We start from the raw sequence: 25170 nt of genomic DNA, 5'->3' as shown, positions 1-25170 counted from the left end.
GAATTATTACCTTTAGAATAGAAATAAATTTGGCTGTTTCTGAGAATATAAATCAAAAATTTAATGAGTAATAATAATTATGCTTTTCTGGCAAATGGAGGAGAAATGGGTAAACTTACTCGAGCCAAAGACTGGAGCCAAACAGCGGTTGGTGCTGTAGAATCTTGGCCACAAAGTCTTAGAACCACTATAGGCATTCTCTTAAATTCTAAATTTCCCATGTTTTTATTTTGGGGGCCAGATCATATTTGTTTTTATAATGACGCTTATCGTCCGAGTCTTGGAAATGACGGAAAACATCCGGCAATTCTTGGAGAAAAAGGCGCTGATTACTGGCCCGAAATATGGGATTTCATAAAACCTTTAATCGATCAAGTTCTAAATAAAGGAGAAGCAACTTGGCACGAAGACCAATTGCTGCCTATTTATAGAAATGGCAAAATGGAAGATGTATATTGGACTTTTAGCTATAGTCCAGTAAATGATGAAAACGGAAAAACTGCTGGCGTTTTAGTAATTTGCAATGAAACTACAAAACAAGTCATTACTCGTAAAAACCTTGAAGAAAGCGAGAAAAGATTCAGAAATACAGTAAAACAATTACCGCTGGGAATTTGCATTTTGAAAGGTGCAGATTTAATTGTAGAAATGGCTAATTCTACCTATCTGCATATTATCGACAAAGAAGAAAAAGACATTTTAAACAAACCTATTTTTGAATCGGTTCCTGAAGCAAAAGAAACCACATATTCACTATTAAAAAATGTTTTTGAAACAGGAGTTCCTTATTATACAGATGAATTAGCCGTAACATTAAATAGATACAACAAGAAAGAATTAGGGTATTTTAATCTTGTTTTTTATCCTCTAAAAGAAGAAAATGCAGAAATTACAGGAGTTATTGTAATTTCTTATGAAGTAACTGAGGAAGTTAAAGCTAGACATCTTTTGTCTGAAAGCGAAAAAGCTTTTAGAAATATTGTAATGGAATCTCCTATTGCAATGGCTATTTTTAGAGGAAAAGAATATATCATCGAAATGGCCAATTTAACAATGATGCACGACATCTGGCAACGAGAAGAAAAGGATTGTATTGGTAAACCTCTATTAGAAGTTTTTCCAGAATTAGTAGATCAAAAATATCCGGAATTGCTAAACGAAGTGCTTTCGAATGGAAAAACAATTCGCGAAAACGAATCTGTCGCTTATGTCGATATTAAAGGAAAACTAAAAAAATTCTATCTCGATTACGAGTACACAACGCTTTACGAAAAAAACGGAAAAGCATCTGGCATTATGTGCACAGTTTACGATGTAACTTCGAAAGTAAAAGCTAGAAAAAAAGTAGAAACGGCAGAAGAAAGGGCAAGGTTAGCCATAGAAATTGGAGAAATCGCAACTTGGGATTTAGATCTTAGAACCAGAAAATTAATCTACAGCGATAATATTCTGGATATTTTTGGTTTTCAAAAGAATAAAAAAATCGTGCATCAGGATATTCGAGATAGAATTCTTCCTGAAGATGAACACATTGTTGTAGCTGCGCTTACAGAAGCTCTTAAAAACAGCATTTACAAATATGAAGCTCGAATTTTAAAATTAGATAACACGATTGGCTGGATAAAAGTGCACGGAAAAGTATTTTTTGACGAAAATAATGAACCTACCAAAATGTTAGGCACCGTTATGGATTTTACTGACGAAAGAGATATTCAGCAAATATTATTTAAAAGCGAAAAAAAATTCAGACTCCTTGCCGACTCTATGCCGCATCTTATATGGACAAGTGATACGTTAGGAAATTTAAATTATTTTAATGAAACGTTTTATAATTATTCTGGAATAACCAAAGATGAAATTGAAAAAAATGGTTGGCTGCAAATTGTACATCCAGATGATCGCGAAGAAAATGTAAAACTCTGGATGGAATCTGTAAAATCAGGAAAAGACTTTCTATTTATTCATCGTTTTAAGCGTTCAGATGGCGAATATAGATGGCAGTTGAGCCGCGCCATTGCTCAAATAGATGAATTTGGAAAAATACAAATGTGGGTTGGAACGAGCACTGATATCGAAGATCAAAAAAACTTCACGAATCGTCTTGAAGAACAGATTCTGGAACGTACCACACAATTGGAAATCAAAAATAGAGATTTAGTAAATATGAATATTGAACTACAGTCTTTTGCCTATATTTCTAGTCATGATCTTCAGGAACCGCTTAGAAAAATTCAGACTTTTGCTAGCCGATTAGCCGATTTAGATGAACAGAATATTTCGGCAATTGCAAAAACTTATTTAGCTCGAATCGAAGTTTCTGCCAAAAAAATGCAGAATTTAATTCAGGATTTATTAACCTACTCTAGAACAAATTCTGCCGAAAGAGTTTTCACGACAGTCAATATTGATGAAATTGCTGAAGAAGTGGTAAGTGATTTTTCGGATCGAATTGAAGAAAAAAATGCGATTGTCGAATATGCAAATCTAGGAGAAGCAACAATTATTCAGTTTCAATTTAGACAATTGCTTCATAATTTAGTAGAAAATGCATTGAAGTTTTCTAAACCAGGAATTCCTCCCATAGTAAAAATTTCTGGAGAACAAATTGACGGAAAATTAATTCCAGATGCTGAATTTAAAGATAAAACATACTATCATCTGCAAGTTTCAGACAACGGAATCGGTTTTGAACTTGTTTATAAAGAAAAAATATTTGAAGTTTTCCAGCGGTTAAATACCGAAAGCGAATACAAAGGAACAGGAATTGGACTTGCCATTGTAAAGAAAATCGTTGAAAATCACAAAGGTATCATTACGGTTTCTAGCGAAAAAGGCGAAGGTTCTATTTTTAATGTTTATATTCCAGAATTGACTTAAAATCAGGATTTAAAGACAAAGTTAGATTGTGTTGGAATAAACTCGCTCCAATCGATTTGAATGGCATGTTCTATTGCTTTGATAATATCACGCATTAAAACTGGCTTTGTTATAAAATAGTTTGCGCCAAGATTTCTGCATCTTTCAATAATTCCTGCTTCGCTTGAAGTTGAATATATTACAACAGGGATTTCATTATTCTGATCCGATTTTCTAATTTCTTCTAGAACGTCAAATCCATTTTTTCCAGGCATATTTAAATCTAAAAAGACAACATAAGGAGTTGAAGGCGGATTAAAAATAGCGTTCAGCAATTTTTGCCCTTCAGAATAAGTTTGAAGAATAATATTTTGGGGTATCGATTCTACTGCATCAGAAAAGATACTAATATCATCTTCATCATCGTCGGTATAAAAAATGGTATAATCTGTCATGGCATTTATTAGGAAATTTTATCAAATATAAAGCATTTTATCCATAACACTTTAAATTCGGCCAAATTCTTATACAAACATTAAGAATTGAAATATCATAATTTCTATGTTTAATTATATAATCGGAAAAACTTTAAAAAGAGCCAACTTTACCATAATCAAATAATTAGAAGTAAATATAAACTTAAAATATAATGTTATGGGCGATCATAAAGACCTTACAGATGAATTTGCAGTAGAGAAAATTAAAGATCTTGCTGAAAATATTAAAACTTGCATGTTTTGTACCTACAATGAGTACAGATTGCAATCGCGACCAATGTCTGTTCAAGAAATTGACGATAAAGGACAACTTTGGTTTTTATCAGACAGAAACAGCAGTCAGAATGCAGAAATTACATTAAATCCGATGGTTGAAATCTTCTTTTCTGAACCTCACGATAAATTTCTTACGCTGCACGGAACTGCAAGTATTGAATATGATAAAGAAACTATTGAAAGATTATGGAGTCCGGTTGTAAAAGTTTGGATGCCAGGCGGCGTTGACGATCCAAATTTGAGCGTTATCAAATTTGTTCCAGAAGATGGTTATTATTGGAATAATAAAAACGGAAAAATGGTAGCAATTGCTAAAATGACGGCAGCATTCGTTACAGGACATACAATGGATGATGGAATTGAAGGAAATTTGAAATTGTAACGTTATACTTAACCGCAAAGTCCGCAAGGATTTACGCAATGCACGCAAAAGAAATTATCTTAGCGAACTTGGCGTAAATCCTTGCGGACTTTGCGGTTAAATAATTTTAAGTATGCATTCTTTTCAATTCTAAAGCATTTAAAATTCCTGCTTCGCTTGCTGTATTATTAAAATAAACAAATCCATTTTTTGAATTTAGTTCTTCATTCAATTTGTGCAATTCTTCGCTAGAATAGCCAGAATGAAACAATTTAGGAACTCCGTGAAAACGAACATAAATCAACGGAAAATCTTTAAAAATTGTAGAAGGTAAATCGGGATAACTTACACTACAAAAAGTAATATTATTATCTTTAAAAGTATTCCAGACTTCTTCATTCCACCAAGTTTTATGGCGAAATTCAATTACATTATTAAAATCATAATTAAGAAGTCCGATAAGACTTTCTAATTTTTGTTTGCTAAAATCGTAACTCGGGGGAAATTGAAACAAAATGGCACCTAATTTTTCTTTCATTCCATATTTACAAACTTCATAAAAATCATCTAAAAGGGCTTCGCAATCTTTCAGTTTCTTGATGTGCGTAATTTCTTTGGGAACTTTAACTGAAAACAAAAAAGATTCTGGCGTTTTATCGTACCAATTATTAAAAACTCTCACGGTCGGAAATTTGTAAAAACTTCCATTAAACTCGTAAGTATTAAAATGCTGGCAATAAAAATCGAACCATGATTTTGAAGGCAGATTTCTAGGGTAGAAAATATTCTTCCAGAAACTGTTATAAAAGCTTGAACATCCTATTGCTATTTGATTTTTCATTTATATAATTGTTGACAGTTTGTGCAGAAAAAACTATTTCGTTTTCTTACTCCAGTTTTCTTGCAATGAATAGGAAGATTACATCGGTGACATTTTTTCTTGCTATAAACTTCCCAATGCTGTTTGAGTTCAGCTTTCTTTTTCCAATATAAAAATTCGAAACTGTATGTAGAACATTCGGCAATAATCTGACTTATTTCGTGTGGCGGAATTTTGCCAACAATAGATTCCGGATGAACATAACAGCGATACAAAACTTCATTTTTAATAATGTTTCCGACTCCTGCAAAAATATTCTGATCTAGAGTTGCGTCTGAAATCATAACGTTTGGCAATTCTTCGAGCGTTTGTTGCGCTTTTTTAGGATTCCAATTGTCATTCATTACATCAACACTCCAATCGTAGTGTTTATTTATATCGCCTTCTAAAATCTTAACAGAACAAGTATAAAAATTGAGTTCGCCATCTTCAAAAATCAAACTTAATCTTGGTTTAGCTACTTTTCTTTCATTGATTTTGTAAGTTCCAAACATCAGCAACTGGATTTTGATGCTAAAAGAATCAAAACAAACTAGAAAGTGTTTTCCCCAAGTTTTAAAAGAATTAATAGTTTTATCTTTTATTCGGGCAAAATCAATAGCGCTTGTACCAGACGCAGAAATTACTTTCTGTCCAGTAAATTGCTTTACTTCTTCTTTTAAAATTACTATAGACGGACCTTCGGGCATATATTTATTAATTAAAAAGTGCAGTTTAAAAAACTGCACTTTGGTGGTATTTAAACTTTATTCGATTTCTGCGGCTTCGAGATTAATGGCGTTTACAGCGACTTCTGTCAGTATTTTATCTGCGCCTTTTTCCTCATCTAGTGTTTGTTCTAGCAAAGTTGCTGCTTCTGGCAAACCAAGAGTTTCGGCAAATTGTCTTAATGTACCATAAGTTGCAATTTCGTAATGCTCAATTTTCTGGCTTGCGGCAATAATTGCTGCATCACGCACCACTCCTATTTCGGTTTCTTCAAGCATTCCTTTTGCTTCTTCAATTAAACCTTCCATAGCATCGCATTTTTTGGCAGTAGGTTTTTGCCCAATAATTTTAAACACTTGCTCTAAACGGGCAATTTGCTCTTCTGTTTCTGTCAAATGATTATCGATTGCGTCTTTTAATTCAACCGAAGAAGCATTTTTCACCATTGTTGGCAATGCCTTTGTCAAAGCTTTTTCTGCCCAATAAATATCTTTTAATCCATCTTCAAACAATTCTGTCAATCCAGACGCAGCGTTCGATTTTGGTTTAGTAACTCCTCTTGGAGTTGTTTCTTTTTTTGAAGTAGTTTCTTTTTTACTATCTGCAGTTTTCATGGTTTTATTTTTTGCGATTAATAAGATTATAAAATTAATAGCTACAAAATGGTAGTGGTTATATGATTTAGAATATAAATTGCATTCTAAACATCTGTTAATTATACAATTAGACTTTATAATTCTATAATAAGTTCCTGCACTATCGTTACTAGCTTTGTAGTATACAAATCATAAAAACAAGATGTCATGAGCACTATAGATAAAAAAAACAGCCATTATAGAGAAATTAATGATCATTTTACTTCTGATCGAAACTTAGGAAAAGATCTTAAAGACGATGCAACCAAACCTGATAATGACAATAGAGAAATTGCAGAACGTGGTTATATGGTTAGAAATGGACATAATCCGAACCGCCCAAATCCAAATGAAGATCTTACGGATGATGATTTGGATGATCTAAATGATGACTTTCATAACGACAGAGATTTAGAAGACAACAACGACGATATTTATGAAGTTGAACTGGAAGAAGAAAGAGATGAACTAGACAATCCTTCAGATGCAGGAGAAGACGATTATGATTTTAATGAAACAGAAGAGGTTCTAGAAGATCTTGACGAAGATGAGGATGAAGATGATGACGAGGAAGAAGAGGAAGAAGAGGAAGAAGACGAATATATTGAAGAAGATATAGACGACGATAATGATTATATCGAAGATGATGTTCAAGAAGATAACGACGATGAAGAATACCCTGAAAATGATCCTCGCCGATTATAAAATTTTAAATTAAAAAAAATTGTAAAAATAAAAAACCGTCCCGTTTAAAAACGGGACGGTTTTTTTGAGTTTAAAAATTCAACTTAATCTCCAATAATTTTCAATACTGGAATATCGTCCATTTTTTCCAAACGCTCAGCCAATCCGGCTTTTGCTTCTTTAAGCTCCAACTCTGCTTTGTGCAATTCTTTCTGCCATTTTTCTTTTTGAGATGAATGCTCTAGTTTTCTGAGAATCTCATATATTTCTCCTTCAGCTTCCATCACTTTTAATCTTTTATAATAAGTCAAACTTTCTGTCATGTGCGCAAGTGCAATCATGGCGGTTAAAAAAGGATGATTATTGGTCACGTTGACATCTTTTATTTTACCATGCTCTAATTCAACCTTTAAAGCAAAAGCAAATTCTTCCATATTAAAAGCTTCGTGTTTGCTTTTCGGATCTAAATAAGCTTTTATCGCATGCACATTATTCATAGTAGAAAGATCAACATCTGTGTGTTTTCTATCATTTAAATCCTTAAAAACGACATTTGCAATAGCTCTTGCCTCTGCATCTGTCGGATCATTTTTTGGATCTTCAAAATCTCGTATCGACCAATCCCAATTTTGAGGATGAACTGGTTTTATATATTTTTCGCAAAAATCTGTAACATCATTTTTCAAACTTACCATTGCATCGTCTCTTTTGACGTATACATCCTGATAAGCACCGCTTTTTGTTCCCATGACTATTATTATTTTTAGATTGAAACCAGAAACGACACATCAAAATAAATGTGTCGTTTTGTTTGCTTTATTTACTGATATTTTTATTAAACTCTTGTTCTTCCGCTGATTAGAGAAATAACAAATAAGACTAAAAATATAAAGAATAAAATTTTTGCTATACTAGCGGCTCCAGCGGCAATTCCGCCAAAACCAAATATTCCCGCCACTATGGCTAGAATAATAAATGTGACTGTCCAACGTAACATAATAATAGTTTTTTAGTTAATACTGATTTTTTGATTTTGTCTGTATGTGTTTTTAAGCTTTTAAAGAGACGCTTTAACTCTTTTATGAACATTCTGACTCTAGATTAATTTCATAATTCTGAATCAGTTCTGAAAATGCTATTTCTGATTTTGTAAAATACTTTCTAGTGCTTCGGCTCTTTTTTGCCATATCGAAATATTTCTCAATAGAACCGTCTTCGTAAGTAGAAATCAAAAGCGGATGAACATAATAATCTTTGCAAACTTTTCGAGTGTTTCCAAGCGCTTCAGCAGTTAAATCAAAAGCAGTTATAACGTTCTGTTTAATTTCTTTCTCGCTAGATGCAATTCCCATTTCCATTAAACTTTCGAAGAAAATAATTGACGCTGCCCACGTTCTGAAATCTTTCGCACTAAAATATTCCCCAGATATATTATGAAGGTATTCATTTACCATATGGCTGTCCAACACCTTTTTTTCTCCGTTTTTATCGTAATATTTAAAAACTTCCCAACCTGGAATTTCCTCGCATCGGCTAACTAATTTTATCAGTTTTTTATTTCGGGTAGTTATTGTATGCTGCTTGCCTTTTTTACCGACAAATTCAAATCGAAGTGAATTTTTATTGATATTGATATGACGTTTTCTCAAAGTAGAAAGTCCGTACGATTTGTTGTCTTTGGCGTATTTTTCATTTCCAATTCTAATGTGCGTTTCTTCCATCAATCGAATGACTAAAGCCGTTACCTTTTCCTTCGACCATTCTTTCTTCTCTAAATCAAGATCAACTTGTTTTCGAATCGATGGAAGTTTTGCACCAAATGCCGCTATTTTATAAAACTTAGTCTGATTTCGAATCAGATTCCATTTTGGGTGATAGCGATATTGCTTTCTGTTTTTTAAATCTGTTCCAACTGCTTGTAAATGACCGTTTGTTATGGATGTGATTCGAACATTTTCCCAAGCCGGTGGAAGCACTAAACTATTAATACGTTTAATTTCATGTTTGCTTTTTACATTTTTTCCGTTTTTTTTGTAAACGAAATTTTCTCCTTCGCGACATCTTACAATCGTCAATTGATTATCATTTATATACTCCAGATCTAGTTTTTCTATTACTAAATGTGGCGTCTTTATCAATTGATCCATTAAAATTTCTTTTCTCGCAGCATTCATGATATTTAAATTTTTATCACACTAATAATTCATTTCAAATTTTAATTATTTCTTAGAGAGTCAATTAAACTCTTTTTATTCATATAAGATCTTCCTTGTATTCCGACTTTACTCGCTTGTTTTTGAAGCTCTTCTTTTGTCCATTCTTCATAAGGTTTTGCTTTTCCGCCTTTCTCACCTGCATCTGGTGTATTGGCTATACGCGCCGATTTTTCTTTGCTGTATCCTTTTTTCACCAACGCCTCATATTGCTTTTCATTCTTAATTCTTGGATCTGGCATGACTTTAATTTTTAAAGATTATTTCTAAAAATCTGATAAGTCAAAGTTCCTCAAAAAGTAAAGCGATTCTGTTATAGAATTTTGGTTGGTAATTTCATATTTGTAGCATGGGAATTCTGAAAGTGGGAATGTAAAATTTAGTTGAATTATGAATCGTTAATTATTAATGGTTAATGTTATAAAACAAAAATCCCAACTCTATAGGGAGTTGGGATTTTGTTTTTAAATATTAAAAACTAATTTCTTTATTCTAAATATTTAACATTCAATAAACCATTAGTAAATTCTACCTTGATAACATCTTTATTTTTATACTCGCGAATTGACTTATATTTTGAATTAATTATATGATTGCTGATTTTATCTAATTCTTCTTTTTCATCGATAAAAATATTTCCGTCATATAATTCATACACTTTATTTTTTTTGTTTTCAATTATATTATATTCTACAACAGCAACTTCGTGAGTAAATTGTGTATTAATGTAAAGCAAAAAGTTATCGATGTAAGTTTTAAAAAAATACGGAATCATAAATGCATATAGCATAATTAAAAGCAAATTACCTATTCTTATTTTCTTCTTTAAAAAATGAATGAAATAAAAGGTTATTATCAGTAATAATAGAAGAGAAATTACGATTGAATATTTCCATGAATCTTCTTTAAATGCGTAAATATCTGTTCTTAGATATTTACTTTTCGCAGATTTAAAATAAAATCCAAGCAAAATGAAAATTCCCAACAATACTATATTTACAACGGTAAACGTTTGCGTTTTTTTCATAATAGTAATAAAATGATTTTGTAGCTTTTTTTAATGACAAAATTCTTTAAGCTTGATCGTTTTCAAAGCTTTTACAAATTGATTTTGTGTTTTCTCTTTTAAATTACGACCATAAAAACACATATTAGTCTTATTGAAATCTTTAGAATTGCCTCTTAAACTATCAATATAAATTCCCGTTGTGCCAAATTCTTTATTTGCAGGTGTAATTATCTTTGCTTTAAAGCAATCTATGTTGTAAAAAACAAATTTGTGCCTTTTGTATTTTGCAAATTCAATATCTCCTGATAAAGAATCTACAATTAAATGTTTGGTCTTTTTCAAAAGCTGTTTTTGCTTTTGAGTTAATTCTGCATAACTATTTTTGTCAAAAACTAATGGAAGATCATTTTTAGTGATATCGCTAGAATACCAACCAATATCAAAAATCAAAGAATCTTTTTCTGGTGTAATTATCCCTCCTACATAACTATCAATTCCTTTAAATTCTAATTTTTCCCATTGCTGTGGAACTGTTATTTCAAAATCACCAAAATCTAGAGTTTTGAATTCTGAGTTTGATTGGCAAGAGACGATTATTATTGAAAGTAAAATTGTAAAAAGATTTTTTCTCATTTTGGATTAGATTGATTAACTCCAACTCATATTAATTAAAACTCTGTTTCCGGTTATTTCGACTTTTCCTCCAGATGATTCCAAATCTTCTTTTGGATAAATGAGATAGATTTTGGTGTTTTTTATAGTTTTTGGAATATTATTTTTGAATCCTTTACTCTTTAGCATCCATTTTTTTATTTCCAATTCAGAACTTTCAAACTCAATTATAAATTGACGTGTAAAGATTGAGCCTCTTTTTTCCATATCAATAATCTCTGCATTTTCAGGAAGTTTTTCTAATTGTCCCCAACTCAAAGCACTTTTTATAGCATCTTCTCTTTGCCAAGGCATTACAAATGGCGAGAAAAAATTTATGTAAATGCAAAAAATTCCAAATAAGATAAATAAACAAATTGTTCTAGCTATTTTCATTGATATTCTACATGTTAGTTTTCTAAATTTAATTTTACTTGATAAAACATACATTCTTTATCAGAATTAAAAATATAAAAATCCTATAACAATCTTTTAAAATCCTGTAAAATTTTCTTACATCTTCTCAATAATTTTACATTATAACATTTAAACTATTAAAATCATGAAAAAGTTACTATTAGCCGGAAAAACCATTTTAGGAGCAGGACTACTTATATTATGCCTTCAATCTTGTAAAAATGAAACGAAACAAGAAGATCCAAAAGAAGTAGCAGAAGATGCAAATGAGGCAAAATTCGATTCTATTGACAGCAAAGAAGACGATTCTGAGTTCTTAGTAGATCAGGCTGAAGTAAATTTGGCAGAAATTGAAATCGGTAAACTGGCACAAACTAAAAGTACAAATGCTGAAGTGAAAAAATTTGGTAAAATGCTTGTTGATGAGCATACTAAATCGGCTTCTGAAGTAAGTGCTTTAGCAAAAGCGAAAAACTTTACTCTTCCAACTTCTCTAACTGAAGACGGACAAGAGGAATACAATAAATTGAACGAAAAAACTGGTGTTGATTTCGATAAAAAATTTGCTGACTTAATGATTGATGGTCACGAAAAAGCAATCAAAAAACTAGAAAAAGCAGCCAAAGATGCCAACGATCAAGAAGTTAGAACTTGGGCTGCTAATAATATTGCGGGTTTAACGGCACATTTAGAACACGCTAAATTGCTGAAACAAAACCTAGACAAAAAGTAAAATAAATTTAATTGGTTATTATTTATTTTTAGATGCGAAGATTCTGAGATTCTAAGGTTCTAAATGTAGCATCTAAGAACCTCAAATCTTTGCTAAAAACCCCTTCAAGAGTTGAATTGCTTGAGGGGGTTGTTTTTTTTGAGGTTCAAAGGTTCAGAGGCACAAAGGGACAAAGGTTTTTTTGAAAGCCTCTGAACCTTTGTCCCTTTGTTCCTTTGAACCTATACTTTTAAAGATCCTGAAATCATTTTTCCTTTAAAGAAAACTCCTTCTCTTTTTGGAAGACGTGCTACAGCTTCGGCAGAACAGCTTGCTTTTACTAGAATAAAGTCGGCATCGTTTCCTGGTAATGGCCAAGTTCGTGTTCCGGCATCATTTAATGGTAAAATTTCGTCTTTTGTTGCAATATGAAGCGCTCGGCTTAAACCAAATTCATCAGTCCATCCGTAAAGTTGTGCGCATAATTTTGCTTTTTCTAGCATATCGCAAGTTCCAAAAGGCTGCCAGTGATCGACGATACTGTCTGTTCCTGTCATCAATTTTACGCCGTATTTTTTTAGCGTCGGAATTGGCATTATGGTTCTTCCAATCGGAATAGTAGAAATTACTCCAATTCCTAAATTGCCCATTTGTTCGGCAATTTTCTCCATATCTTTTGGTTCCATTCTTGCCAAAGCAAAACCATGACTGATATATGTTTTTCCTTGAAGTTCTTTATTTTCTTCCGTTCTTTTTATAATATATTCAATCGCAGCTTTTCCAGATGGCGGTGATTCATGCAAATGAATATCGATTCCTTTTTTATTGTCAAGTGCAATTTGGAACATTGTATCGAGCGACTTTTCCATATTGCCATCAACATTTGTCGGATCTAAGCCTCCAATAAAATCAACTCCCATTTTAGCCGCTTCACGCAATAACGGTTCTGACTGCGAATACAAAATTCCGTGTTGCGGAAAAGCTACAATTTCCCATCCAAAACTATCTTTATTATTTTCTAATGCTGCCAAAAGATGTTCCAGACTTTTCAGTCCGCTTACGGGATCAATATTCGTTTGACATCTAGCAAAATAACTTCCTTGACTTTGCATCAATTTAATTGCTTCTTCGGCTTTTCGCTGTGAATCGGGTAATAATTGCGGAATAAGTTTTTGCTCCAGCGTAATCATATCTTTTACCGTATATCCTTTTCTAGGAGCCGCATTCCAATTGCCACCATAAAATGTTTTATCGATATGAATGTGCATATCTCGCAATCCCGGAAGCATTAAAAGTCCTTTTGCATCTATGGTTTTTAGTTTCAAATCAGATTTTCCAGAAATGATATTTTTGATTTTACCATTAGCAATATGCAAATTGTATAAGTTCGTTTTTGTTGCTACAACTTCATTTTTTTCGTTGTATTCAAAACCGTCCTCCAATCTTACATTGCTTAAAATATATTCTCCTGAAGTTTTATTTTCTTCCATAACGGGCAAAACTTGCGAAGCTGCATTTGCTCCAATTCCAGAAAACAACGCTGCGCCTGTTGCCGCTGCTCCTAATCCTAAAAACTTCTTTCTGCTTATGAGATTTTCTTCCATATCTTGATTTTTACATTTTATAATACGTTTCAAATTTTATATTGAAAAGTATTATGCAAAATTCGTTTAGAAACCGAAAACAGAACGGTAATATTACGGATAAGGATGGTAAAATTTATAACTTTCTTTAAAATCACCTGGTGTTTTGCCAACATACTTTTTAAATACTTTAGTAAAATAAGTATTATCGTTAAACCCTAACTGGTAGGCAATTTCTTTGATTGATAAGTCTGTACTAGTAAGCAAACGTTTTGCTTCTAGTATAGTTCGTTCTTTTATAACATCGCCAGCGGGAATTTTTAAATAGCGCTGCGAAAGAATATTGAGATAATTGGGTGTGATATTTAATTTATCGGCATAAAAATGTACCGAAGATTCTTCATTAAAATGATGATCAATTAAAAAATTAAACTGTTTAATAATCTTTTCGGGTTTTGAAGAAGAATCATGTTCTGGAAATTGAATTAAATAATCTTTCTGCAACAATTTTAGCAACAAATGAAGTTGCAACAATGTGATTTCTTTGTTTAACAAATCATTTTCGGGTAGCAATAATTCAATATCATGAAGATGATTTTTTATTTCCTGAAACCTGCTTTCGTTCAGCTTAAGGCAATAAGGAACATTTTGTTCAAAGAATGGTAAAATGGTTAAACCTGAAAATATATTTACAATTTCAGACGAAAGCATCAGCTGAAAACCTATTGTATCTTCATTCAACAGCCAATTATGAACTTGACCTGGCCTAACAAAGAAAACCTGATTATCTGCAACGTTATATTTTGTAAAATCGACATTATGAATTCCTGATCCTTTTTCTACGAAAAAAACGAGGTAAAAATCGTGTTTATGAGGTTGTTCAAAAGCATTTCTTCCCTTTACGCTATGGCGAAATAAAGTAATACCTAAAGTTTCTTCTCCAAGTATATTGCCAACAGATAAAACAGGAATTAGATCTTTATTCAAAGAATTTGCTTTTGATTGTTCTTTTCAAAAATACAAAAAAGAGGCTAAGTTATTAAGATGCCGAGATTCTAAGTTTTTTACTTTGTCTTTAATCTCAGCATCTATTTTTACTTTTTAAGATGTTGAAATAATTAAAAACTAAAAAACTTAGAATCTCAGAACCTTAGAGTCTTTGAATTTTATTTCAAAGAAGCCATATCAATTACAAAACGATATTTGATATCACCTTTTAATAATCTTTCGTAAGCGTCATTTACTTCGTTTACGCCAATCAATTCGATATCAGCTGTAATATTATGTTCTGCACAGAAATCCAGCATTTCTTGAGTTTCTGCGATTCCGCCGATTAAAGAACCCGAAAAACTTCTTCTTCCTAAAATCAAACTGAAAGAAGTTACAGGAAGCGGATCCATTGGAGCTCCAACAAGAGTAAGCGTTCCGTCAACTTTTAGTAAATTTAAGTAAGCGTCGATATTATGTTCTGCAGAAACGCAGTCTAAAATAAAGTTTAAACTTCTAGCATGTTCTGCCATTTGCGCTTCGTCTGTAGACAATACAACTTCATCTGCTCCAAGACGTTTCGCATCTTCTGTTTTAGATAAATTAGTTGTAAAAACTACAACATGAGCACCCATAGCTTTTGCAATTTTGATTCCCATGTGACCTAAACCTCCAATTCCTACGATTCCAACTTTTTGACCAGGACCAACTTTCCAGTGTTTTAATGGCGAATAAGTTGTAATTCCTGCGCATAATAATGGAGCAACTCCCGCAAGATCTAATTTATCTGAAATGTGTAATGCAAAGCTTTCATCAACTACAATACTTTGAGAATAACCTCCAAAAGTTTGTCCGCCTAAATGCTTGTCAGGCGAGTTAAATGTTTGGACACTTCCTTCATCACAAAATTGCTCTAAATCATTTTTGCAATGTTCGCATTCTCTGCAAGAATCAACCAAACAGCCAACTCCAGCTAATTCGCCAACTTTAAAGTTTTTTACATGATCTCCAACCTTTACAATACGTCCAACAATTTCATGCCCAGGAACTATCGGATAAATAGTACCATGCCATTCATTTCTAGCCGAATGTAGATCTGAATGACAGATTCCGCAATATAAAATCTCAATTTCCACATCATGCGCCTGAACTGCTCTACGCTTAATATCTAATGTTTGTAAAGGCGCGTCAGCCGCTTCTGTACCAAATGCTTTTATGTTTTTTGTTTCCATTTTTTTTATAGTTTGTTTTTTGTTTTTGTGTTTCAGGTTCCAGGTTGAATTATCTAATTTTCAAATTGCCACATTATCCAATTTACTTACTTGCCTGTTTCTCTAAATGTGCTGGATAACGAGATCCTTCTATTTTAATTTGTGCTAGTGCAGTTTCAATTGATGCAATTTCTTCTGTTGAAAGTTCTAAATCTATTGCTCCTATATTTTCCTCTAAACGATGCAATTTTGTAGTTCCAGGAATTGGCACAATCCATTTTTTTTGGGCTAAATTCCATGCCAAAGCAATTTGTGCATTTGTTACGCCTCTTTCTGAAGCTATTTTGCCTAAAAGATCAACAAAAGCTTGATTTGTTTTTCTCGCTTCGGGCGCAAAACGAGGCAATGAATTTCTAAAATCCGAGCTATCAAATTGTGTGTTTTCGTTAATTTTTGCTGTTAGAAAACCTCTTCCTAACGGACTGAAAGGCACAAATCCGATTCCTAGTTCTTCTAAAACTGGAAAAATTTCTTCTTCTGGAGTTCTCCACCAAAGTGAATATTCGCTCTGAAGCGCCGTAACAGGTTGAACTGCATGCGCTTTTCGAATGTTTTCTACGCCAGCTTCTGAAAGTCCAAAATGTTTTACTTTTCCTTCTTGAATCAAATCTTTAATTGTTCCCGCAACTTCTTCAATTGGAACATTTGGATCAACACGATGCTGATAATACAAATCAATCACATCTGTATTCAATCTTTTTAATGAACCTTCAATGCTTTTTCTAATCCATTCTGGACGACTATCTAGTCCTTTCTTAGAATCACCTTCTAAAAAACCGAATTTCGTTGCAATTACAACTTTATCGCGAAATGGAGCTAAAGCTTCTCCTAAAAGTTCTTCGTTCAAAAATGGTCCATAACATTCTGCTGTATCAAAAAAAGTTATTCCTTTTTCATAAGCCGAACGAATTAAAGCAATCATTTCTTTTTTGTCGTGAGCTGGACCATAACCAAAACTCATTCCCATACAGCCAAGTCCCAATGCAGAGACTTCAAGACCGCTATTTCCTAAAATGCGTTTTTTCATTTTTTATTCTTGTTTTAGGGTTGTTTTTTTGTTTCAAGTTTCAGATTTAACCACAAAGTGCGCAAAGATTTGCGCAAAGCACGTAAAGAATATTTCCAAGTCTAAATAAAAAACTTAGAATCTCAGAACCTTAGTATCTTAGCACTTTTTTAGAGACTACTTAAAAGAAAATATTCTCCATCGGTTACTTTTTCTAACCAAGTTCCATGACCTTTATCTACTTCTGTGATAATGGCAACATATGAGAATTTGTCAAATGGAGTTGCTCCGTACCAATGTTCTACATCTGGCAAAATTGTAACTACCTCATCTTTTTGAAGCTTTCTAACGGCTTTTCCTCTTTCTTGGTAATATCCAATACCTCCTTTTGCAATCAGCATGTGCAGACCTGCGTTGCTATGCCAATTACTTCTTGCGCAAGGCTCAAAAGTAACTTCCTTAATAACAGTGTTTTCTGGATGAATATCACTAGTTTGTTTTTTGTAGGATACGTCACCCGTCATATAAGTATTCGGCACTTTTCCTTCTTCGATAACGGTTGAATAATTTGTTGACATAAATTTAGCTATTTTTTTGAGATTGACTTTATTTAAAATCACTTATGTAATTCATTATCAGAATTATAAACTAAATTTTAAAAAGCTAGAATCCGCTTTATGAAGTAGCAATTTAGTTTTTCCAAAACTGATAAATTATTTCAGCGTTGTAATTTCAAGGCAAAATTAGGTCAACATGACTTTCTGAAAATAACAATATTCAAACAAAAAATTATGAAATTGAAACAATTTACATTCGAAGCGATTTCGGAACTGTCCCTGTAAGTCTTTTAAAATAATTATTGAAATAACTCGGATATTCAAATCCAAGTGAATAACCAATATCAGAAATACTCCAGTCTGTGTGTTGCAACAAAGCCTTTGCTTCATTAATAATTCGTTCTGTAATATGTGCCGTCGTTGGTTTTCCTGTAACTTCTTTTACCGAACGATTTAAATGGTTAACGTGTACAGCAAGACTTTGCGCATAATCTTGAGGCGTTTTTAAAGCCAAAGGTTCGTTTTTAGTTTCTATTGGAAATTGTCTTTCTAATAATTCTAAAAATAAAGAGGTAATTCTAGAAGAGGCATTTTTGTGTTTAAAGAAATTTTCTGACGGTTGCATTTTCATTGATTCATGAATAATCAAGTTCACGTAACTACGCATCAAATCGTCTTTAAAAACATAATCTGTTTCATATTCTTTAATCATTTTTTGAAACAAAGAATCTATAAAAAGCTTTTGTTCAGCATTTAAAGAAAAAATTGGCGTTCCTCCTATTTTAAATAAAGGCGATTCATGAAGTGTTTCAGAACGGTCTTTTGCTCTTAGAAATTCTTCTGTAAAAACGCAAGCATAACCTTCGTAACCTTCAGAAAGCGTTTCCCAAGAATACGGAATAATCGGATTACCGAAAAACAAAATCGTACCGTCAGTCTCTATTCCACGATCAGCGTATTGTATGATACTTTTACTGGTATTGATACAGATTTTATAAAAATCTCTACGACTGTAAACGGGAACTTTACTAAAATCTCCATTTATAGGATATACTTTAAATCCTTTCATCTTCAAATCTGAAGAAAAATCGCAATTCTGAGTTTCTGTTTGATTATTCATTTTGCAAAGTTATGAAAATCAAACAATATTATTTTGGTTTATTTTTGTTTTAGGTTTAAGGTAACCGCAAGGGGCGCTAAGATTTACGTAAAGCACGCAAAAAAAGAATAATTGAATCTCGCAAAGTCGCTAAGACGCAGAGTTTGCCTAATTTCTTTACGTCTTAGCGACTTTGCGAGATCATTTCCTTCCATAAAAAAGCTTTGCGAACCTTGCGTAAATCTTAGCGCCCCTTGCGGTTAAAAAACTAATTCTTCAAACTTCCAGCCCGTAATCCTTTCGCGGAAGCGGTTAAAATAACTTCTTTAGCATTATCTTCTTTTTGGATAATAATTTGAGCATAACCGTTAAAAAGCTTTCTTTTCGAAGGTTCTGCAGGAGTAATGACCTGAATAATTCCTGGATCGGTATTCATAACATCCCAATCTTTTATTTTTTGTAAAGGCGTTGCGGCGATATGAATCGTATTTTTTCCTTCTTTTAAAATTGATGAACTTAGAATATATTTCTGAGGATCTTCTGCACTTGATTCTACTTTATTTCCGTTGATGAAAACTATAGTTTGAACACCTATTTTCTTGTAAAAGAAACTCACAACATTTGAAGCCGAATTATTTTTCAAATCAAATTCTCCTTTATAAATATATGATGGTGCTTGTTTTTTATAATCACGATCTTTAAAAGCTTCCGTCCATTCGTTCTTAGAATAATTTGGTAATTGCTGAGGCAAAGAAGCAGTATTAATTTTTTGTTCTTTAAAATTACTTATAGCAACCAAAGCAATGTCATCAATAAATTGATCGCTTTCTAGCGAAGTTGGATTTCCATTTCCTACTCCTAAAATTTTACCGCCTTTTATTGAAAACGTAATTTCGTCATTGGCGGTTGGAACGTGCAAATTATTTTTATCTGTAACTTCAACGGTTAGAACAGAAACATTTCCTTTCAAAACGTTTTCTTTATCTAAAGATAATTTGATGTTTTCTGCCTTACCTGTCGTTTTCTGAAAATCTGAAAGTACTTTTTTTCCGTTTTTATAACCAACAGCTTCTAAAGTTCCAGGCGCGTAATTTACCTTCCATTCTAAATGTCCGTTTTGTTCCATTTTCTTTTTTCCTAAACTTTTTTTGTTTAGAAAAAGCTCCACTTCATCGCAATTAGAATATGCCCAAACGTCAATTTCTTTGCCTTCCATTCCACTCCAATTCCAATGAGGCAATAAGTGCAAAACGGGTTCTTTTCCCCACCAAGATTTCAGGTAAAAAACATTGTCTTTAGGAAAACCGCAGACATCCATCATTCCGAAATACGATGTTACAGAAGGCCATCCGTAAGGCGTTGGTTCTCCGCGATAATCAAAACCTGTCCAAATAAACATTCCTGCTAAATAAGGTCTTTCTGAGTAAAATTTCCAGCCTTCTTCTATACTGTAAAAAGTTGGTCTTGGCTTTTTATCGTAAGCGCTTTGATAATGTTTCGCATCATCAGTAAAATAAATGCCACGCGTGGCAAAAGTAGAACCTTCTTCTGTTCCCATTCCTGGCTGATTTTTAAACTCATTTCTGTGTGCGTCGATATCTCCGTTTCCGAGATAATTATAGCCCATAATTTCAACCACAGAAGATATTCCGCTTTTAAATCCGCTACTAATTCCTACTGTTACAGGTCTTGTAGAATCAATGCTTTTTGCGAAATCCTGCATAATATTGGTAATTCTTTCGCCAATAATTCCGCCTTCAATCTGCCATTCTTCATTTCCAACAGACCAGCAAAAAATACTTGGATGATTTCGGTCGCGCTCCATCATTCGTTGTAAATCATTTAAATGATAATCGTTAATTCCCATTAAACGGGTTTCATCAATAACCAACATCCCTAATTCATCGCAAGCTTTCAATAATTCTGGCGTTGGCGGATGATGCGAACAACGATAGGCATTTGCGCCCATTTCTTTCAATTTTGCGATTCTATAATACTGAATTTCATCTGGAAGCGCTGTTCCAATTCCAGCATGATCTTGATGATTATTTGTCCCTTTTAGTTTTAAAGGTTTTCCGTTAAGAAAAAAACCATTTTCTGGATCAAACTTTATTGTTCTGATTCCGAAAGGCGTTTCATAAATGTCAATTAATTTTTCGTTTTGCTTAATTTCAGTTACTAAACGATACAAATTCGGATTATCAACATCCCATAAAAGTGGATTTTTGACGTTTAATTTTGAACTATAATTTGCTGTTTTATAAAATTCGGGCGCAGAAACTTTTTCAGAATTAGTTGAAATTTGCTTATTCGAAACATCAAAAATCGTCTGAACAATTTCTAAATCACCTTTAGAGTTTCCTTTATTTTCAATAGAAACTTCTGCCGTTATTTCTGCACTATCTCCTTTAATTTCTGAGGTTACATAAGTTCCATTCGCCTTAATATGTATCGGATTTGTCTTTTGCAAATACACATGTCTGTAAATTCCAGCACCTTCGTAAAACCAGCCTTCTTCCATTGAAGCATCAACACGAACGGAAATCGTATTTTCACCGCCATAATTTACATAAGCCGATACATCGTATTCAAAACCATTATATCCACTTTGTTCAGTTCCCAAATAAAATCCGTTAAAAAAGACTTTAGAATTTCTAAAAACACCATCAAATTTTAATGAAATAATTTTTCCTAAATCGCTATTCGGAATCGTTATTTTCTTTCTATACCAACCAATACTTTTTTCAGGAAAATTTTTACCCGCAGCTTTAAATCCGTGGCTAAAACTGGCGCTTTCGCTAAAAGGCTGTTCTACAGCCCAATCGTGCGGCAAATCTAATTTTCTCCACGCGCGATCGTCAAATCCTGAAGCAGCAGGTCCGTCGCCAAATCCAGTTTTAGTTAAGTATGAAAAATAACCTTCGGCGTGACCGAAATCTTTTTTGGTATCGTATAAATGTCCGAATGAAAATCGCCAATCTTTATCAATTAAAATTAGCTCTCTATCCGATTTATTCTGAGCTAAAACTGGCAATAAGAACAAAAGAAAAAATGACAAAATTGATTTTTGGATAAAAGAGGTTTTCATAGGTTGGTTTGTTAGTAAATCAAATAGCGATAAAAATAAGGCTTTTACATACAAAAAATCGATAGTATTTTATCAAAATGTGATAACTCCTTAATATTTAAAGCCGTAAAATGGCATTTAAAATTTAGAATGAATCTAATGGCTTCAAAATCAAAAATGATTTTCTTTTGATGTAACTTTATTTTAAAATCATAAAAAAGCGAAGAAAATTATGAGTACTATTATAAACGAAAATAGACTCCACAGTAAATTTAAAACCCTCGATCATAAGATTAATGAGCTTAATGATCAGAAGATTAATGCTTTTTTTGAATCTTTAGGATTATTAGAACGAAACGATGTTCCGAAGGACTTTTTGAAATGGGAAAACATACTTATTGTTGTTCCAAATCGTCATGTTTCTCACGAACTGAAATACTATAAATATGCAATTTCACGAATTTCATTTTTAACAAATCCTTACGCAGATCAGATTCATATATTTGATTTGAAAGATTGGAAAAGCGCATCGGGAAACAAGACGCAATTTCAGATTAGAGAAATGCTGAAAACGAGTTTTGGAGGGGTAAAGAAAAATCCAACTGATGGAAATTAATTTGTTTTTCTTTACAAAATGAAGTGGATTACTAGAGAAAGACCTAAAATCGATAGAATTGCCTAGTGGCTCAATACAGACCATTAAAATCTGTCAAAGAAGCGACTATTTTTCAATATAGTATTGCTTAAAATCTTAAAAAAATGAGTGAAAAAAGTTTGTCTTTTTTCACTCATTTAATTTCAAAAACTCTTATAAATTTTTTCTCCAGTTTTTTCCTTTTACGTTCTTCTTTCCATCTGGAATAGAAAATGACGATAAGAAGAAACAAACTTACAATCGTAGTTGCGCGTCTGAGGCCTCTTCCAAAGAAAAGAAAAAATATATTGATAAATATTAGAAAAACTACTGGAGAAAATTTTGTCCAAAGCAGCTGAAATTTGCTGTTTTCTTCAACAATATAATTCACATTAACTCTATTATCAATATTCTTGTAATTTCCTCTTACAATAAAAATTGTGGGAGATGTAGTTGAATTTATGGTTAATCGAAAACTATTATCATCAAAAAGTCCGTAAAAAGGTTTTACTCCACCAAAAATGGGAAATATTCTAAAGCGTCTTAAATTCACTTTTAAAGAACCAATTTCTATATTATTCTGCAATCTTGCACGAAAATCTGATAGAGAAAGGTTTGATTCCATTTTATGAATTATCACGGCGCCAACAAACTTTTAATTTTATCTTCCAAAGCTTTTCCATGAATATTTTTTGCTAAAATAATTCCGTTTTTATCCACTAAAAAATTCAACGGAACAGATTGCAATCTATAGTCAGCAACAGATGGAGATTGCCAGTATTTTAAATCGCTAACATTTATCCACGGTAATTTTCCTTTTGCAATTGCAGCTGTCCACAATGGCTTTTTAGTATCCATAGAAACTCCATAAATAGATAATTTTTCAGGATAAGCATTCTGCAATTTTACTAATAAAGGCTGTTCTTTAATACATGGCCCGCACCAAGAAGCCCAAAAATCGATTAAAACAAAAGAACCTCGTAATGACGAAAGTGCAACGTTTTCTCCTTTTGTGTTCGGAAGATCAATTTCTGGAGCAATATCTCCAACATCAACGCCTACAACTTGAGCTTTTGAAATGTTAATTACACAGCATATAAATGCTAAAATGAGTAAAGTTTTTTTCATAATGGATTAAGTTTTATTTGGATTTGGGGTTGTTTTTTTAATCTCGCAAAGGCGCAAAGTCGCAAAGTTTTTTTTTAGTTTTAGCTGAGTTGCCTCTAGCTTTAGCTGGAGGTTTAAAAAGATAGTTGAAAGGCTTTAGCCAAAAAAATATTAAGTTTGGCTAAAGCCTCTTTTAAATCTTCCATTACTATCTCCAGCTAAAGCTAGAGGCAATTCAAAAAAACTTTGCGCCTTTGCGCCTTTGCGAGATTAATTCATAAGCAAATATAAATTTTCTTAACCAAATTCTCCATCATTTCTTCTCCTCCATCATAAAATTATCCTAAATATTTTTTACTTAATTGGTATATCGGGAAAAGTCGATATATTTACATCATGGAAAAGATAGAAATTTTTAAAGCCTTATCAAATAAATCCAGATTGCAAATGCTGGAATGGCTAAAAGAGCCCGAAATTAACTTTCCTGATCAATTGCAGCACGCTGGATTTGAACACGGAGTTTGCGTTGGACAAATTCAAGCAAAAGCTGGTTTAACACAATCTACAGTATCCGAATACCTGTCTATTTTGCAGCGCGCTGGTTTTATCGAAGCCAAGCGTGTTGGACAATGGACTTATTATAAACGCAACGAAGGTGCCTTTGAAGCACTCAGTAAATTAATTCAATCTAATTTGTAAAATTACTATGAGTACAAACAACCTTTTTTCTCCGTTTAACTTAAAAACGTTAAACCTGAAAAACAGAATCGTAATGGCGCCAATGACGCGCTCATTCTCTCCAAACGGAGTTCCAACTGACGAAGTAGCAGCTTACTACCAAAAAAGAGCTGAAGGCGAAGTTGGTTTAATATTATCTGAAGGAACTGTAATTGACAGAGCTTCTTCTTCAAATGATGCAAATGTTCCTCATTTTTATGGCGATTTAGCTTTAAAAGGATGGGAAAAAGTAATTAATGAAGTTCACGCTGCTGGCGGAAAAATGGGACCACAAATCTGGCATATGGGAATTATGGATAATCATCATTCTGGATGGGTTCCTCCTGTTCCTTTTGAAGGTCCGTCTGGTTTGAATCGTCCCGATTTTAGAAACGGAATTGCCATGTCTGAGAAAGATATTGAAGATACAATCCTTGCTTTTGGTAAAGCTGCATCTGATGCTAAAAGATTAGGTTTTGATACTATCGAAATTCATGGTGCACACGGTTATTTAATCGATCAATTCTTTAGAGCTGAGACAAATTTACGTGAAGATATTTACGGAGGAAAAACACTTCCGGAACGTAACCGTTTTGCAATTGAAGTTATAAAAGAAATTAGAAAACAAGTTGGAAATGATTTCGCTGTTATCATGCGTTTTTCTCAGTTTAAACCTTCTGATTACAATTATAAATTGGCTAAAAATCCGCAAGAATTAGAAGCTTGGCTTACTCCTCTTGTTGATGCGGGAGTTGATATTATACACGCTTCGCAACGCAGATTCTGGGAACCTGAATTTGAAGATTCTGATTTAAACTTTGCAGGATGGGCTAAAAAAGTTACAGGAGCACCAACAATTACGGTTGGTTCTGTTGGACTTTCTGGTGATTTCTTTGGCGCATTTGCTGGAGAAAGTTCTCAGCCAACTTCTTTGGAAGAATTGAACAGACGTTTCGATAGAGGCGATTTTGATTTGGTTGCTGTTGGAAGACCGCTTTTATCTGATCCGAATTGGGTGGCGAAAATTAAAGCTGGAAAAACTGATGAATTAAAAGGTTTCAGTAAAGAAGCTTTAGGTCAATTGGTTTTAGAGTAAATTTAAGAGGCTAAGTTACTAAGGTTCTAAGGCACTAAGTTTTTTTGAATACATAATTAAAAATTTTATCTTTGCAGTCATGAAATTCTTGAACAGCATATTACGTCTTCCTTTTTTCAGCACTTATTATTATGCAATAATATCTGC

Annotated in this window: 27 protein-coding genes; 7 read left to right on the top strand and 20 right to left on the bottom strand. The window is 32.8% G+C overall.

Annotated features, from left to right (window positions below; translation table 11 throughout):
- Positions 1–63 precede the first annotated feature (63 nt).
- Complete coding sequence (locus NYQ10_RS13575) at positions 64–2877, top strand: PAS domain-containing protein (protein WP_289876869.1); 2814 nt, start codon at positions 64–66, stop codon at positions 2875–2877.
- Positions 2878–2879: 2 nt separating this feature from the next.
- Here the strand turns inward: NYQ10_RS13575 and NYQ10_RS13570 are convergent, their stop codons facing one another.
- A complete protein-coding gene (locus NYQ10_RS13570) occupies positions 2880–3311 on the bottom strand; it encodes a response regulator (RefSeq protein ID WP_289876868.1) in 432 nt (143 codons plus the stop codon).
- Positions 3312–3510: 199 nt separating this feature from the next.
- Here NYQ10_RS13570 and NYQ10_RS13565 point away from each other — a divergent pair, with 199 nt between their 5' ends.
- Positions 3511–4011: a pyridoxamine 5'-phosphate oxidase family protein gene (locus tag NYQ10_RS13565; RefSeq protein ID WP_289876867.1), complete on the top strand. Its 501-nt coding sequence runs from the start codon at positions 3511–3513 to the stop codon at positions 4009–4011.
- Positions 4012–4117: 106 nt separating this feature from the next.
- Here NYQ10_RS13565 and NYQ10_RS13560 read toward each other — a convergent pair whose 3' ends face one another.
- From NYQ10_RS13560 to NYQ10_RS13550, 3 genes are read right to left on the bottom strand one after another with little or no spacing between them, the layout of a single operon-like run.
- Positions 4118–4831: a DUF72 domain-containing protein gene (locus tag NYQ10_RS13560; protein WP_289876866.1), complete on the bottom strand. Its 714-nt coding sequence runs from the start codon at positions 4829–4831 to the stop codon at positions 4118–4120.
- Positions 4828–5598 carry an endonuclease gene (locus NYQ10_RS13555; protein ID WP_289876864.1) on the bottom strand — a complete coding sequence of 257 codons (771 nt, stop codon included), beginning with the start codon at positions 5596–5598 and terminating at the stop codon, positions 4828–4830. The genes NYQ10_RS13560 and NYQ10_RS13555 overlap by 4 nt, the downstream gene beginning before the upstream one ends.
- An 18-nt stretch (positions 5599–5616) precedes the next feature.
- Positions 5617–6192, bottom strand: coding sequence for a ferritin-like domain-containing protein (locus NYQ10_RS13550; RefSeq protein WP_289876863.1), 576 nt, complete (start codon positions 6190–6192; stop codon positions 5617–5619).
- A 189-nt stretch (positions 6193–6381) separates the two neighbouring features.
- Here NYQ10_RS13550 and NYQ10_RS13545 point away from each other — a divergent pair, with 189 nt between their 5' ends.
- Positions 6382–6918 carry a hypothetical protein gene (locus NYQ10_RS13545; protein WP_289876862.1) on the top strand — a complete coding sequence of 179 codons (537 nt, stop codon included), beginning with the start codon at positions 6382–6384 and terminating at the stop codon, positions 6916–6918.
- Positions 6919–7001: 83 nt separating this feature from the next.
- Here NYQ10_RS13545 and NYQ10_RS13540 read toward each other — a convergent pair whose 3' ends face one another.
- From NYQ10_RS13540 to NYQ10_RS13510, 7 genes are all read right to left on the bottom strand, one after another.
- Positions 7002–7646 carry a DUF5661 family protein gene (locus tag NYQ10_RS13540; protein ID WP_289876861.1) on the bottom strand — a complete coding sequence of 215 codons (645 nt, stop codon included), beginning with the start codon at positions 7644–7646 and terminating at the stop codon, positions 7002–7004.
- Between the two features lie 86 nt (positions 7647–7732).
- On the bottom strand, positions 7733–7894 hold the full coding sequence (locus tag NYQ10_RS13535; RefSeq protein ID WP_082586828.1) for a DUF1328 domain-containing protein: 162 nt from the start codon (positions 7892–7894) through the stop codon (positions 7733–7735).
- 82 nt (positions 7895–7976) lie between these two features.
- Entirely contained in the window at positions 7977–9071 is a 1095-nt protein-coding gene (locus NYQ10_RS13530; RefSeq protein WP_289876860.1) for a DNA topoisomerase IB, read from the bottom strand.
- Between the two features lie 41 nt (positions 9072–9112).
- Positions 9113–9352, bottom strand: coding sequence for a DUF7218 family protein (locus tag NYQ10_RS13525; RefSeq protein ID WP_276174046.1), 240 nt, complete (start codon positions 9350–9352; stop codon positions 9113–9115).
- A gap of 245 nt (positions 9353–9597) precedes the next feature.
- Positions 9598–9900: a hypothetical protein gene (locus NYQ10_RS13520; RefSeq protein ID WP_289876858.1), complete on the bottom strand. Its 303-nt coding sequence runs from the start codon at positions 9898–9900 to the stop codon at positions 9598–9600.
- A gap of 267 nt (positions 9901–10167) precedes the next feature.
- Positions 10168–10752 carry a hypothetical protein gene (locus tag NYQ10_RS13515; RefSeq protein ID WP_289876857.1) on the bottom strand — a complete coding sequence of 195 codons (585 nt, stop codon included), beginning with the start codon at positions 10750–10752 and terminating at the stop codon, positions 10168–10170.
- 15 nt (positions 10753–10767) lie between these two features.
- Positions 10768–11085, bottom strand: a complete 318-nt coding sequence (locus tag NYQ10_RS13510; RefSeq protein WP_289876856.1) for a hypothetical protein — start codon at positions 11083–11085, stop codon at positions 10768–10770.
- Between the two features lie 247 nt (positions 11086–11332).
- Here NYQ10_RS13510 and NYQ10_RS13505 point away from each other — a divergent pair, with 247 nt between their 5' ends.
- Complete coding sequence (locus NYQ10_RS13505) at positions 11333–11920, top strand: DUF4142 domain-containing protein (protein WP_276174049.1); 588 nt, start codon at positions 11333–11335, stop codon at positions 11918–11920.
- A 221-nt stretch (positions 11921–12141) separates the two neighbouring features.
- On the opposite strand, the gene NYQ10_RS13500 is transcribed toward NYQ10_RS13505, so the two are convergent.
- The 7 genes from NYQ10_RS13500 to galA all read right to left on the bottom strand — a co-directional run bounded on the left by NYQ10_RS13500 (position 12142) and on the right by galA (position 21490).
- The gene (locus tag NYQ10_RS13500; protein WP_289876854.1) at positions 12142–13503 is read right to left on the bottom strand and encodes an amidohydrolase; all 1362 of its coding nucleotides are present in this window, start codon (positions 13501–13503) and stop codon (positions 12142–12144) included.
- A gap of 93 nt (positions 13504–13596) precedes the next feature.
- Positions 13597–14469, bottom strand: coding sequence for an AraC family transcriptional regulator (locus NYQ10_RS13495; protein ID WP_289876853.1), 873 nt, complete (start codon positions 14467–14469; stop codon positions 13597–13599).
- 179 nt (positions 14470–14648) lie between these two features.
- Positions 14649–15701: an NAD(P)-dependent alcohol dehydrogenase gene (locus NYQ10_RS13490; protein WP_289876850.1), complete on the bottom strand. Its 1053-nt coding sequence runs from the start codon at positions 15699–15701 to the stop codon at positions 14649–14651.
- A gap of 82 nt (positions 15702–15783) precedes the next feature.
- Positions 15784–16767, bottom strand: a complete 984-nt coding sequence (locus NYQ10_RS13485; RefSeq protein WP_289876848.1) for an aldo/keto reductase — start codon at positions 16765–16767, stop codon at positions 15784–15786.
- Between the two features lie 149 nt (positions 16768–16916).
- The gene (locus NYQ10_RS13480; protein WP_289876847.1) at positions 16917–17324 is read right to left on the bottom strand and encodes a cupin domain-containing protein; all 408 of its coding nucleotides are present in this window, start codon (positions 17322–17324) and stop codon (positions 16917–16919) included.
- A gap of 229 nt (positions 17325–17553) precedes the next feature.
- Complete coding sequence (locus NYQ10_RS13475; RefSeq protein ID WP_289876845.1) at positions 17554–18423, bottom strand: helix-turn-helix domain-containing protein; 870 nt, start codon at positions 18421–18423, stop codon at positions 17554–17556.
- 247 nt (positions 18424–18670) lie between these two features.
- Positions 18671–21490, bottom strand: coding sequence for a beta-galactosidase GalA (galA, locus tag NYQ10_RS13470; protein ID WP_289876843.1), 2820 nt, complete (start codon positions 21488–21490; stop codon positions 18671–18673).
- A gap of 211 nt (positions 21491–21701) precedes the next feature.
- Between galA and NYQ10_RS13465 the strand changes: the two genes are divergently transcribed.
- Positions 21702–22085, top strand: a complete 384-nt coding sequence (locus NYQ10_RS13465) for a hypothetical protein (RefSeq protein WP_276174057.1) — start codon at positions 21702–21704, stop codon at positions 22083–22085.
- A 172-nt stretch (positions 22086–22257) separates the two neighbouring features.
- Here NYQ10_RS13465 and NYQ10_RS13460 read toward each other — a convergent pair whose 3' ends face one another.
- Together NYQ10_RS13460 and NYQ10_RS13455 are read right to left on the bottom strand one after the other, a co-directional pair.
- Positions 22258–22728: a hypothetical protein gene (locus NYQ10_RS13460; RefSeq protein ID WP_289876842.1), complete on the bottom strand. Its 471-nt coding sequence runs from the start codon at positions 22726–22728 to the stop codon at positions 22258–22260.
- 11 nt (positions 22729–22739) lie between these two features.
- Complete coding sequence (locus tag NYQ10_RS13455; RefSeq protein ID WP_289876840.1) at positions 22740–23231, bottom strand: TlpA family protein disulfide reductase; 492 nt, start codon at positions 23229–23231, stop codon at positions 22740–22742.
- Positions 23232–23606: 375 nt separating this feature from the next.
- On the opposite strand from NYQ10_RS13455, the gene NYQ10_RS13450 reads away from it, so the two are divergent.
- Complete coding sequence (locus NYQ10_RS13450; RefSeq protein ID WP_229351565.1) at positions 23607–23909, top strand: ArsR/SmtB family transcription factor; 303 nt, start codon at positions 23607–23609, stop codon at positions 23907–23909.
- A 7-nt stretch (positions 23910–23916) separates the two neighbouring features.
- Entirely contained in the window at positions 23917–25023 is a 1107-nt protein-coding gene (locus NYQ10_RS13445) for an NADH:flavin oxidoreductase (RefSeq protein WP_289876839.1), read from the top strand.
- Positions 25024–25170: the final 147 nt, after the last annotated feature.

The sequence above is a fragment of the Flavobacterium johnsoniae genome (assembly GCF_030388325.1).
In the GTDB taxonomy this organism is placed as follows: Bacteria; Bacteroidota; Bacteroidia; order Flavobacteriales; family Flavobacteriaceae; genus Flavobacterium; species Flavobacterium johnsoniae_C.
This window is presented reverse-complemented; position numbering and strand designations above follow the sequence as displayed.

Coding starts and splice junctions, on each gene's coding strand:
- NYQ10_RS13575 (WP_289876869.1), top strand. CDS start 64: ATGAGTAATAATAATTATGCTTTTCTGGCAAATGGAGGAGAAATGGGT.
- NYQ10_RS13570 (WP_289876868.1), bottom strand. CDS start 3,311: ATGACAGATTATACCATTTTTTATACCGACGATGATGAAGATGATATT.
- NYQ10_RS13565 (WP_289876867.1), top strand. CDS start 3,511: ATGGGCGATCATAAAGACCTTACAGATGAATTTGCAGTAGAGAAAATT.
- NYQ10_RS13560 (WP_289876866.1), bottom strand. CDS start 4,831: ATGAAAAATCAAATAGCAATAGGATGTTCAAGCTTTTATAACAGTTTC.
- NYQ10_RS13550 (WP_289876863.1), bottom strand. CDS start 6,192: ATGAAAACTGCAGATAGTAAAAAAGAAACTACTTCAAAAAAAGAAACA.
- NYQ10_RS13545 (WP_289876862.1), top strand. CDS start 6,382: ATGAGCACTATAGATAAAAAAAACAGCCATTATAGAGAAATTAATGAT.
- NYQ10_RS13540 (WP_289876861.1), bottom strand. CDS start 7,646: ATGGGAACAAAAAGCGGTGCTTATCAGGATGTATACGTCAAAAGAGAC.
- NYQ10_RS13535 (WP_082586828.1), bottom strand. CDS start 7,894: ATGTTACGTTGGACAGTCACATTTATTATTCTAGCCATAGTGGCGGGA.
- NYQ10_RS13530 (WP_289876860.1), bottom strand. CDS start 9,071: ATGAATGCTGCGAGAAAAGAAATTTTAATGGATCAATTGATAAAGACG.
- NYQ10_RS13525 (WP_276174046.1), bottom strand. CDS start 9,352: ATGCCAGATCCAAGAATTAAGAATGAAAAGCAATATGAGGCGTTGGTG.
- NYQ10_RS13520 (WP_289876858.1), bottom strand. CDS start 9,900: ATGCTATATGCATTTATGATTCCGTATTTTTTTAAAACTTACATCGAT.
- NYQ10_RS13515 (WP_289876857.1), bottom strand. CDS start 10,752: ATGAGAAAAAATCTTTTTACAATTTTACTTTCAATAATAATCGTCTCT.
- NYQ10_RS13510 (WP_289876856.1), bottom strand. CDS start 11,085: ATGCCTTGGCAAAGAGAAGATGCTATAAAAAGTGCTTTGAGTTGGGGA.
- NYQ10_RS13505 (WP_276174049.1), top strand. CDS start 11,333: ATGAAAAAGTTACTATTAGCCGGAAAAACCATTTTAGGAGCAGGACTA.
- NYQ10_RS13500 (WP_289876854.1), bottom strand. CDS start 13,503: ATGGAAGAAAATCTCATAAGCAGAAAGAAGTTTTTAGGATTAGGAGCA.
- NYQ10_RS13490 (WP_289876850.1), bottom strand. CDS start 15,701: ATGGAAACAAAAAACATAAAAGCATTTGGTACAGAAGCGGCTGACGCG.
- NYQ10_RS13485 (WP_289876848.1), bottom strand. CDS start 16,767: ATGAAAAAACGCATTTTAGGAAATAGCGGTCTTGAAGTCTCTGCATTG.
- NYQ10_RS13480 (WP_289876847.1), bottom strand. CDS start 17,324: ATGTCAACAAATTATTCAACCGTTATCGAAGAAGGAAAAGTGCCGAAT.
- NYQ10_RS13475 (WP_289876845.1), bottom strand. CDS start 18,423: ATGAATAATCAAACAGAAACTCAGAATTGCGATTTTTCTTCAGATTTG.
- galA (WP_289876843.1), bottom strand. CDS start 21,490: ATGAAAACCTCTTTTATCCAAAAATCAATTTTGTCATTTTTTCTTTTG.
- NYQ10_RS13465 (WP_276174057.1), top strand. CDS start 21,702: ATGAGTACTATTATAAACGAAAATAGACTCCACAGTAAATTTAAAACC.
- NYQ10_RS13460 (WP_289876842.1), bottom strand. CDS start 22,728: ATGGAATCAAACCTTTCTCTATCAGATTTTCGTGCAAGATTGCAGAAT.
- NYQ10_RS13455 (WP_289876840.1), bottom strand. CDS start 23,231: ATGAAAAAAACTTTACTCATTTTAGCATTTATATGCTGTGTAATTAAC.
- NYQ10_RS13450 (WP_229351565.1), top strand. CDS start 23,607: ATGGAAAAGATAGAAATTTTTAAAGCCTTATCAAATAAATCCAGATTG.
- NYQ10_RS13445 (WP_289876839.1), top strand. CDS start 23,917: ATGAGTACAAACAACCTTTTTTCTCCGTTTAACTTAAAAACGTTAAAC.